At 72.5% G+C, this 9,104-nt stretch carries 9 protein-coding genes; 4 read left to right on the top strand and 5 right to left on the bottom strand.

Features of this window, described 5'->3' with window-relative positions; genetic code table 11:
- Window positions 1–960, bottom strand: a 960-nt coding sequence (locus ACZJYS_RS20010; RefSeq protein ID WP_493180073.1) for a 5'-3' exonuclease, incomplete at its 3' end; no start/stop codon positions are given.
- Window positions 920–1,144, bottom strand: coding sequence for a zinc-finger domain-containing protein (locus ACZJYS_RS20005; RefSeq protein ID WP_109515866.1), 225 nt, complete (start codon window positions 1,142–1,144; stop codon window positions 920–922). The genes ACZJYS_RS20010 and ACZJYS_RS20005, both read right to left, overlap by 41 nt.
- A gap of 133 nt (window positions 1,145–1,277) precedes the next feature.
- On the opposite strand from ACZJYS_RS20005, the gene ACZJYS_RS20000 reads away from it, so the two are divergent.
- A complete protein-coding gene (locus ACZJYS_RS20000) occupies window positions 1,278–2,288 on the top strand; it encodes an alpha/beta fold hydrolase (RefSeq protein ID WP_493180072.1) in 1,011 nt (336 codons plus the stop codon).
- Between the two features lie 28 nt (window positions 2,289–2,316).
- Here ACZJYS_RS20000 and ACZJYS_RS19995 read toward each other — a convergent pair whose 3' ends face one another.
- A complete protein-coding gene (locus tag ACZJYS_RS19995; protein ID WP_493180071.1) occupies window positions 2,317–3,435 on the bottom strand; it encodes a serine hydrolase domain-containing protein in 1,119 nt (372 codons plus the stop codon).
- Window positions 3,436–3,688: 253 nt separating this feature from the next.
- Here ACZJYS_RS19995 and ACZJYS_RS19990 point away from each other — a divergent pair, with 253 nt between their 5' ends.
- Window positions 3,689–5,122, top strand: coding sequence for a chlorohydrolase family protein (locus ACZJYS_RS19990; protein WP_493180070.1), 1,434 nt, complete (start codon window positions 3,689–3,691; stop codon window positions 5,120–5,122).
- 33 nt (window positions 5,123–5,155) lie between these two features.
- The gene (locus ACZJYS_RS19985) at window positions 5,156–5,914 is read left to right on the top strand and encodes a ZIP family metal transporter (protein WP_493180069.1); all 759 of its coding nucleotides are present in this window, start codon (window positions 5,156–5,158) and stop codon (window positions 5,912–5,914) included.
- Window positions 5,915–5,956: 42 nt separating this feature from the next.
- On the opposite strand, the gene ACZJYS_RS19980 is transcribed toward ACZJYS_RS19985, so the two are convergent.
- Window positions 5,957–6,325: a hypothetical protein gene (locus ACZJYS_RS19980; protein ID WP_379631676.1), complete on the bottom strand. Its 369-nt coding sequence runs from the start codon at window positions 6,323–6,325 to the stop codon at window positions 5,957–5,959.
- A gap of 228 nt (window positions 6,326–6,553) precedes the next feature.
- Here ACZJYS_RS19980 and ACZJYS_RS19975 point away from each other — a divergent pair, with 228 nt between their 5' ends.
- The gene (locus tag ACZJYS_RS19975; RefSeq protein WP_493180068.1) at window positions 6,554–8,149 is read left to right on the top strand and encodes a catalase; all 1,596 of its coding nucleotides are present in this window, start codon (window positions 6,554–6,556) and stop codon (window positions 8,147–8,149) included.
- 37 nt (window positions 8,150–8,186) lie between these two features.
- On the opposite strand, the gene ACZJYS_RS19970 is transcribed toward ACZJYS_RS19975, so the two are convergent.
- A complete protein-coding gene (locus ACZJYS_RS19970; protein ID WP_109515872.1) occupies window positions 8,187–8,993 on the bottom strand; it encodes a ferredoxin--NADP reductase in 807 nt (268 codons plus the stop codon).
- Window positions 8,994–9,104: the final 111 nt, after the last annotated feature.

The following is a 9,104-nucleotide window of genomic DNA, read 5'->3' as shown; positions in this document are numbered from 1 at the left end:
GTCGCCGCCCGAATCGCCATCCAGCCCCATCCGGTGCAGCAGGGAGCGGAAGCCCTGCTCGCGCAGGAAGCCGGCGAGGCGGCCGGGCTCGGGGGCGCGGGCCAGCAGCCCGTCCACCGGCACGGGCAGCGGCGCGTCGGCGTCCAGCGTCACCAGTTTCTTGCTGACGCGCGCCAGCTCGGCATTCGCGATCAGCGCCTCGCGGCGCTTGGGCTGCTTGATCTGCGGCGCGGCGGCGAGCAGCCCTTCCAGGTCGCCATATTCGGCGATCAGTGCGGCGGCGGTCTTGATGCCGATGCCGGGCACGCCGGGCACGTTGTCCGTGCTGTCGCCGGCCAGCGCCTGCACGTCCACCACCTTGTCCGGCGTCACGCCGAACTTCTCGAACACCTCCGCCTCGCGGATCGGCTTCTGCTTGATCGGGTCCAGCAGCTGCACGCCGGGGCGGACGAGCTGCATCAGGTCCTTGTCGGAGGAGACGATGGTGACCTGCCCGCCGCTTTCGGCGAAGGCCTTGGCGTAGGCGGCGATCAGGTCGTCCGCCTCGTAATTGTCCAGCTCGACGCAGGCGACGCCGAAGGCGGCGGTGGCCTCGCGGATGAGGGAGAATTGCGGCACCAGCTCGGGCGGCGCCTCGGGGCGGTGCGCCTTGTACTGGTCGTAGATGGCGTTGCGGAAGGTGACGCGCGAGGCGTCGAACACCACCGCCAGATGGGTGCCGACATGCCGGGTGAGGAACTGCCCGAGCATGTTGGTGAAGCCGAACACGGCGTTCACCGGCACCCCGTCCGGCCGCGTCATCGGCGGCAGGGCGTGGAAGGCGCGGAAGATGTAGCCGGAGCCATCCACCAGGATCAGGTGCGGCACCGGCTCCGGGGTGCCGGCGGGGGCTTCGGGCGTGGCGGCGGCCGCCAGCCCGTCAGTGGTGGTCGTCGCCACCCGCGCCGTCCTGCAGCACATAGGTGCGCGAGCAATAGGGGCAGGTCACCTGCGTCGCCTCGATGCGCAGCGAGACGGCCGGGTGCCCCAGCGCGCCGCCGCCGCCATCGCAGGTGACGACCCGGCTGTGGGCCGGCAGGATTTCCTCCGGCGTCACCCCGGGGGTGGCTTTCGGGGTGTAGCCCGTCAGGTTCGCGTCGCGCATCGTGTGGCTTCCGTCGCTGGCCAAGGTCCTGTGGAACATAGGGGCAGGCGGCGCCGGCCGCCAGTCGGCGGGCGCGCGGGGCGGTGGCGCGGCGCTGGACGCGGCCGCCCCGCCCCCGCTATGCCGGGGGCCGATGCCGCACCGCTCCGGCTGGATGGCCGCCGCCCTCGCCGCCCTGTGCCTGCCGGGCCTCGCCGGCTGCGCCCCGCGCGTGGTGCCGGCCGGCCCGCCCGTCGCCGCCCCCGCTTTGGCGGAGGATGCCATCCTGGCCGCCGATGGCGCCCGGCTGCGGCTGCACCACCGCGCCCCGCCGGAGGGCAGGCCCGTGCGCGCCGTGCTGCTGGCCCTGCACGGCTTCAACGACCATGCCGGCAACCTGCTGATCGACGGCTTCGGCCGCCTGGCGGAGGCCGGGGTGCTCACCTACGCCTATGACCAGCGCGGCTTCGGCGCCTCGCCCGGCCGCACCCTCTGGCCGGGGGCGGAGACGATGGCGGAGGACGCGGCCCTGGCCCTGCGCCTGCTGCGCGCGCGCCACCCCGGCCTGCCGCTCTACCTGATGGGGGAGAGCATGGGCGCCGCCGTGGCGGTGCTGGCGGCGGCGGGGCCGGCGGCCGATTCACCGCCCGACGGGCTGCTGCTGATGGCCCCCGCCTTCTGGTCCTACGCGGCGATCGGGCCGGTGGCGGAGGGCGCCTTCTGGCTGCTGGCGCACAGCCTGCCGGCCCTGGCCTTCCCGCCCAGCGCCGGCAACATCTCGGCCAGCGACAACACCGAGGCGCTGCGCCGCTTCGGCCGCGACCCGCTGACCATCAAGGACACGCGCATCGACGCCGCCTGGGGCCTGCTGGCGCTGATGGACACGGCCAGCACGCGGCTGGCCGGCTGCTGCGCGCCGCCCACCCTGGTGCTGCAGGGCGCCAGGGACCGGGTGGTGCCGCCCTCCGTCACCCGCGGCGTGCTGCGCGGCATGCGGCCGGAGACGCGGCTGGCGCGCTACCCCGAGGGCTGGCACCTGCTGCTGCGCGACGGCATCCGCGACACGGTGGCGCAGGATATCCTGGCCTGGATGGAGAACCCCTCCGCACCCCTGCCCTCGGGCGCGGATGCGGCGGGCGCGGCCTGGCTCGCGCAGCCGGAGTGACGGCGCCCCGCCCGGTGAAGGGGCTTCCTCAGGCGCGCAGCAGGTTGGCCAGCACGATCTCCCGCCAGATGCGCAGCGGTGTGGCGCCCTGCTCCGGCTGGTTGTAGAGGCCGCAGAAGCAGGCCATGGCGAGCCCGGCGGCGGGCATCAGGTAGAGGCGCTGCCCGCCATTGCCGTTGGCGCCGAGCCAGGGGCGGGGCTCCCCGTAGGCGGGCACGAAGCCACCGCCCTGGTACCAGAGATGGCTGTAGCGCAGCCCGTCGCCGGTGGGGATGCCGGGGCGGGTCATCGCCTCCAGCCACGCCGCCGGCACCACGCGCTGTCCTTCCCACATGCCGCCCTGCAGCACCACCTGGCCGATCCGCAGCAGGTCCGGCGCCGTCAGCCGCAGGCCGGAGGCGGCGGAGGGCACGCCGTCCCGCCCCGCCGCCCAGCCGCCGGGCTCGATGCCGAGGGGGGCGAACAGCGCCTCCCGCGCGAAATCGGGCAAAGGCTGCCCGGTGCCGCGGGCGATCAGCGCGCCCAGCAGCGCCACCGCGCCGCCGGAATAGGTCCAGCGCTCCCCGGGCGGGTGCTCCACCGGCCGGTCCAGCGCGAAGCGGTAGCGGTCCGCCGCGTTCTCCATGGCGATCTCGCTGTTCGCCGGGTCGGTATAGGGGCGCGATTCGTCCCATTGCAGCCCCATGGTCATGTCCAGCGCATCGGCCACGCGCAGGCGCTGCCGCGACGGGTCGGCGGCAAGGTCGGCGTATTCCGGGAACTGGGCCAGCAGCGGCGCCCCGGGCGGCGGCACCGCGCCGCGCCCGAGGGCGATGCCATAGAGCAGCCCCACCACGCTCTTGGTCACGGAGCGGAGGTCGTGCGGCACGGCGGGGCCGAAGGCGACCTCGCCGAGCGGCTGGCCCCAGCTTTCGTCGGCGCCCTGGCCATAATGCGCCAGCACCACACGGCCATGGCGCGCCACCAGCACCGCGTGCACGCCGCGCAGCAGGCCGGACCGCAGCCCGGCCGCCAGCTTCTCCGCCAGATCCGGCGCGAAGCCGGCCCTGGCCAACTCTGCCCTGGCCGGCTCCGCCCTGGCCGCGGCCGCCATCACGCCGAGGCCCAGCGCCGGCAGGGCGCGGCAGGAGAGTGGAAAGCCATGCATCGCATCCTCACGCTGGTGGCGGAGAGGAGAAAGAACATTGCGAAATAGAAATCAAGACGTTCCGGGCGCCGGCCGCCCCGGATATGGCGCCACGCGACCGGCGGAACCCTGGCCGCTTCATGTGCAATCCGATACGTCGCGGCCCGGAGGACAGAGGAAACGCCACGTTTTGAACCGCTTGCCGGTGGCGGATTGACCCCGGCCCGGCGCTTTGAAACGCTGCCGGCCGATTCCCGTCCAAGGAGATACGCCGGTGGCCCGCACGCTGATTCGCGCCTCGCACATCATCGCCTACCAGAATGGCGGGCACCGCCACCTGAAGGATGGCGTCGTGGTGATCGAGAACGACACGATCCTGCATGTCGGCCAGGGCTATGAGGGGCCGGTGGACGAGACCATCGACGCCGTCGGCCAGGTGGTGACGCCGGGCTTCATCAACACCCACGCCCATCTCTCGGAAAGCCCGCTCGACAAGAGCTTCGTCGAGGACCGGGGGCCGCGGCAGTTCTACCTCTCCGGCCTGTTCGAGTTCCTGACGGCGCGCGACGGCGCCATCACCGAGGAAGCCCGCCGCGCCTGCATCGCCTACTCGATGCCCGAGCTGCTGCGCACCGGCACCACCACCATCATGGAGATCGGCGGCCATGGCGACGTGGTGGCCGAGCATGCCGAGCGCGTGGGGCTGCGCGCCTATATCGGCCAGGGCTACCGCTCCGGCCGCTGGCTGACCGCCAATGGCCGCACCGTGGAGTACGAGTGGCTGCCGGATGACGGGCTCGCCGGGTTCAACGCCGCCGTCGATTTCATCGGGCGCGTCGAGGGCCGCGCCAATGGCCGCATCAAGGGCTTCCTGACGCCGATGCAGATCGACACCTGCTCCGAGGCGCTGCTGCGGCGCTCGGCCGACGCGGCGCGCGACATGAAGGTGCCGCTGGCGCTGCACGTCTCCCAGTCGGTGCCCGAGTTCCACGAGATGACGCGGCGCAACGGCTGCACGCCCATCGAGTGGCTGGAGAAGATCGGCTTCCTGTCGGAGCGCTGCATCCTCGGCCACTGCATCATCCCCGGCGAGAGCTCCTGGGCCAACTACCAGGCGGACGACATCGGCATCCTGGCCGATACGGGTGCCAACGTGGCGCATGCGGTGTGGGTCTTCGCCCGGCGCGGCATCGCCATGGAGAGCTTCGCCCGCTACCAGGCGCGCGGCGTGAACATGACCATCGCCACCGACACCTGCCCGCAGAGCATGATCGAGGCGATGCGCTGGACCTCGGTGGTCTCCAAGATCGTCGACCGGCGGACGCAGGTGGCCACCGCGGCCGACGTGTTCAACGCCGCCACGCTGAACGGCGCCAAGGCGCTGGGGCGCGAGGATCTCGGCCGCATCGCCCCCGGCGCCAAGGCCGACCTGCTGCTGTGGAAGGGCGACAGCCTGTTCATGACGCCGCTGCGCGACCCGATCCGCAACCTGGTCTTCTCCGCCACGGCCGAGGACCTGGACACCACGATCATCGACGGCCGCGTGGTGATGCGGGGTGGCGTGGTGCCGGGCTACGACCCGGTGGAGCTGGGCCGCGCCGTGCAGGAAGGCGCCGAGGCCATGTGGGCCGGCATGAAGAGCCGCGACTGGGCGGGGCGCGACATCGAGCAGCTCTCGCCCTCGAGCTTCCCCGCCTTCCAGGGCTGAAGGCGCCACCCCGCCGGGCGGGAAGGGGCCTGGATGTTCGAGAGCATGCCGCTGTGGCTGCAGGCCGGGTTCTGGGGGCTCCTCGGCGGCTCCTCGCTGGTGATCGGGGCGGCGCTCGCCTACCTCGTCCGGCTGCCCGCCCGGGTGACGGCCGGCATCATGGCCTTCGGCTGCGGCATCCTGATCTCCGCCGTCGCCTATGAGCTGGTCGAGGAAGGCTTCCGGCAGGGTGGCATCTGGCCGGTCATCGGCGGCGCCCTGGCCGGCTCGGCCGCCTACACGCTGGCCAACTGGCTGGTGTCGCGCCGCGGCGGCCGGCACCGCAAGCGCTCGGGCGGGCAGCAGAAGGCGGCGGGCGGCGGTGGCATGGCGATCGCCATCGGCTCGCTGCTGGACGGCATCCCGGAATCGGTGGTGCTGGGGGTGGGGCTGCTCGGCGGTGGCGGGGTGAGCCTGCCCATGCTGGCGGCGGTGTTCCTGTCCAACTTCCCGGAGGGGCTGTCGAGCGCGGCCGGCATGCGCCGGGCGGGGCGCGGCAGGGGCTATGTGCTGGGCCTCTGGGGCGGCATCGCCCTGCTCTCGGGCCTGGCCGCCCTGCTGGGCGCGGCCCTGCTGGGCGATGCGCCGCCGGCCCTGACCGCCACGGTCAACGCCATCGCCGCCGGGGCGCTGCTGACCATGATCGCCGACACCATGATCCCGGAGGCGGTAGAGGGCGAGCGGGGCAGGACGGGGCTGCTGGTGGTGGCGGGCCTGCTCGTCGCCTTCGCCCTGTCCCAGCAGGGCGGCTGAGCGGCGCGAAGGGGGCCGGGGGCTGGCCCCGGCCCGGCCGGCTCAGCGCGGCGCGGCGTTGAACTTGTCGAACAGGGCGTTCGCCGCGTCGACGCAGGCCTGCACCGGCTCCTTGTCCGAGCACTGGATGCGCACGGCCGTGTCGCCCCGGCGGAAGGAGAAGCTGGCGCCGGGCGGCGGCGGCGGGCGGTGCATGCCATGCATGCCATGCATCATCATGCCCCGCATCCGCTCGTGATGGGGGCCGGCCTCCGGGCCACGGCCCGGGCGCGGCCCCTCCGGGCGGCCGCCGGGCCCGGCCGGCCCGGCCTCGGCCGCCGGCGGCGGCGCGGGCGGGGCGGGCTGCGCCACGGCCAGGGCCGCCCCGCCCAGGAACACCGCGCCCACGCCCAGCATCAGCAATCCACGCATGTCCTCATCCTCTTCCGTGGTGGCGGCCCGGCAGAGCGGGGCCTCCGTGGCTTCTTCATAGGCCGGCCCCGCGTGACCGTGCCGCTCGCTCGGCAACCAAATGTGGCTGGCAGGTGTGGCGGGCAAGTGTAGCGGGCGGAGGCGGCGGCCGGCCTTCGGGGAGAACCATCCACCGCCGCATTGGTTGTTGCCTCGAGGCTTGCCGCCACCACAGAGGAGGCCATCCGCATGACCGAGGATCGCACGGTGCTGACCACGCGTCAGGGCCACCCCGTCCATGACAACCAGAGCCTGCGCAGCGTCGGCGAGCGCGGGCCCGCCACGCTCGAGAACTACCAGTTCATCGAGAAGATCACGCATTTCGACCGGGAGCGCATCCCGGAACGGGTGGTGCACGCGCGCGGCGCCGGCGCGCATGGCTATTTCGAGGCCTATGGCCGCATCGGCGACGCGCCCGCCAGCCGCTACACCCGCGCCCGCGTGCTGACGGAGACGGGGGTGCGGACGCCGCTCTTCGTCCGCTTCTCCACCGTGATCGGCGCCAAGGACAGCCCCGAGACGGCGCGCGACCCGCGCGGCTTCGCGGTCAAGTTCAAGACGGTGGAGGGCAACTGGGACCTGGTCGGCAACAACCTGCGGATCTTCTTCATCCGCGACGCCATCAAGTTCCCGGACATGATCCACGCCTTCAAGCCGGACCCGGTGACCAACCGGCAGGAGGCCTGGCGCTTCTACGATTTCGTGGCGCACCACCCCGAGGCGCTGCACATGGTCACCTGGGTGAAGAGCCCCTGGGGCATCCCGGCCACTTTCCGCGAGATGGAAGGCTCCAGCGTCAACACCTACAAGCTGGTGAACGCCGAGGGCGTCGCGCATCTGGCGAAGTTCAGCTGGGTGCCGAAGCAGGGCGTGCGCAACCTGACCAGCGCCCAGGCGGCCGAGATCCAGGCGAAGGACACCGGCCACGCCACGCGCGACCTCTACGACGCCATCGCGCGTGGCGACCACCCGGAGTGGGAGTTCTGCGTCCAGCTGATGTCCGACGACCCGCATGACGAGCTGGATTTCGACCCGCTGGACGACACCAAGCGCTGGCCGGAGGACAAGTTCCCGCTGCTGCCGGTGGGCCGCATGGTGCTGGACCGCGCGCCGGAGGATTTCTTCGCCGAGGTCGAGCAATCCGCCTTCGGCACCGGCGTGCTGGTGGACGGCATCGACTTCTCGGACGACAAGATGCTGCAGGGCCGCACCCTGTCCTACTCGGACACGCAGCGCTACCGCGTCGGCGCCAACTACCTGCAGCTGCCGATCAACGCGCCGCAGGAGCAGGCCCGCGCCCATACCAACCAGCGGGACGGCATGATGGCCTATCATGTGGACCGCGGCGGCCAGAACCGGCACGTCAACTACGAGCCGAGCATGATGGGCGGGCTGCGGGAGGCGCCGAAGCCGGAGAAGGAGTACCACCAGTGGGTGGAGGGCCATCTCGGCCGCTACCAGACCACCCGCACCACCGATGACTACCGCCAGGCCGGCGAGCGCTACCGCTCCTTCGAGGATTGGGAGCGCGACGACCTGATCGCCAACATGGTGGCCGACATGAAGGAATGCCCGGAGCCGATCGCGCTCCGCATGGTCTGGCACTGGTGGCATTGCGACGAGGATTACGGCCGCCGCGTGGCGGAAGGGGCGGGCATCGACCTGGAGAAGGCGCTGGCCCTGCCGCCCCTGCCCAACCGCCCGGCGCCGGGGGAGCGGCTGCCCCGCCCCACCTACAGCAGCGGCAAGGCCGAGGGCACGCCGCGCAGCGAGGCGGCGGAGTAAGCGGAGCGGGAGGGGCGCGGCCCCTCCCGGCGCCCGCTCACTTCTCGACGAAGGCCTTCTCGATCACGTAGTGGCCGGGGCGGCTGTTGGCGCCCTCCTCGAAGCCCATCCCCTCCAGCAGCGCCTTGCTCTCGGCCAGCATCTCCGGGCTGCCGCACAGCATCACCCGGTCCTCGGCCGGGCTGAAGGCGGGCAGGCCGAGATCGGCGAACAGCCTGCCGGAGCGGATGAGGTCGGTGACGCGGCCCTGGTTGCGGAAGGGCTCGCGCGTCACGGTGGGGTAGTAGAGCAGCTTGCCCGCCACCAGCTCGCCCAGCGCCTCGTCCCGCGGCAGCGCCTCGATCATCTCGGCATAGGCGAGTTCCTTCACCTCGCGCACGCCGTGCAGCAGCACCACGCGCTCGAACCGGTCATACACCTCCGGCTCGCGGATCAGCGACAGGAAGGGGGCGAGGCCGGTGCCGGTGCCGTAGAGCCACAGGGTGCGGCCCGGCAGCAGCGCGTCCATCACCAGCGTGCCGACCGCCTTGCGGCCCACCAGGATCTCGTCGCCCGGCCGGACATGCTGGAGGCGGCTGGTCAGCGGCCCGTCCGGCACCTTGATCGACAGGAATTCCAGCCCCTCGTCCCAGGGCGGCGAGGCGACCGAATAGGCGCGCACCAGCGGCTTGCCCTCCGCCATCAGCCCCAGCATCACGAACTGCCCGGCGGTGAAGCGCAGGCCCGGGCTGCGGCTGCAGCGGAAGGAGAAGAGGCGGTCCGTCCAGTGGTGCACCTGCGCCACCGTCTCGGTGGAATAGGCGGGGTGGGCGGATTTCCAGGCGGGTCGGGTTTCGGCGTTCATCGGCGATGACATGGCCTTCTCAAGGCGCCAGGCAAGTCACGGAGGGCCCCAGGGGGTCGCCTTGCGGGCAGGGGCGGGACCATGACACGGCTTGCATGCGGCCGCGGTTGC

It is taken from the genome of Roseomonas sp. TS2 (assembly GCF_058833935.1).
The sequence above is the reverse complement of the archived record's forward strand: the minus strand, read 5'-3'. Positions and strand labels throughout refer to the sequence as shown.

Bases quoted from the DNA above. Each gene is read 5' to 3' on its own strand.
- ACZJYS_RS20005 (WP_109515866.1), bottom strand. From the start codon at position 1,144: ATGCGCGACGCGAACCTGACGGGCTACACCCCGAAAGCCACCCCCGGG.
- ACZJYS_RS20000 (WP_493180072.1), top strand. From the start codon at position 1,278: ATGCCGCACCGCTCCGGCTGGATGGCCGCCGCCCTCGCCGCCCTGTGC.
- ACZJYS_RS19995 (WP_493180071.1), bottom strand. From the start codon at position 3,435: ATGCATGGCTTTCCACTCTCCTGCCGCGCCCTGCCGGCGCTGGGCCTC.
- ACZJYS_RS19985 (WP_493180069.1), top strand. From the start codon at position 5,156: ATGTTCGAGAGCATGCCGCTGTGGCTGCAGGCCGGGTTCTGGGGGCTC.
- ACZJYS_RS19980 (WP_379631676.1), bottom strand. From the start codon at position 6,325: ATGCGTGGATTGCTGATGCTGGGCGTGGGCGCGGTGTTCCTGGGCGGG.
- ACZJYS_RS19975 (WP_493180068.1), top strand. From the start codon at position 6,554: ATGACCGAGGATCGCACGGTGCTGACCACGCGTCAGGGCCACCCCGTC.
- ACZJYS_RS19970 (WP_109515872.1), bottom strand. From the start codon at position 8,993: ATGAACGCCGAAACCCGACCCGCCTGGAAATCCGCCCACCCCGCCTAT.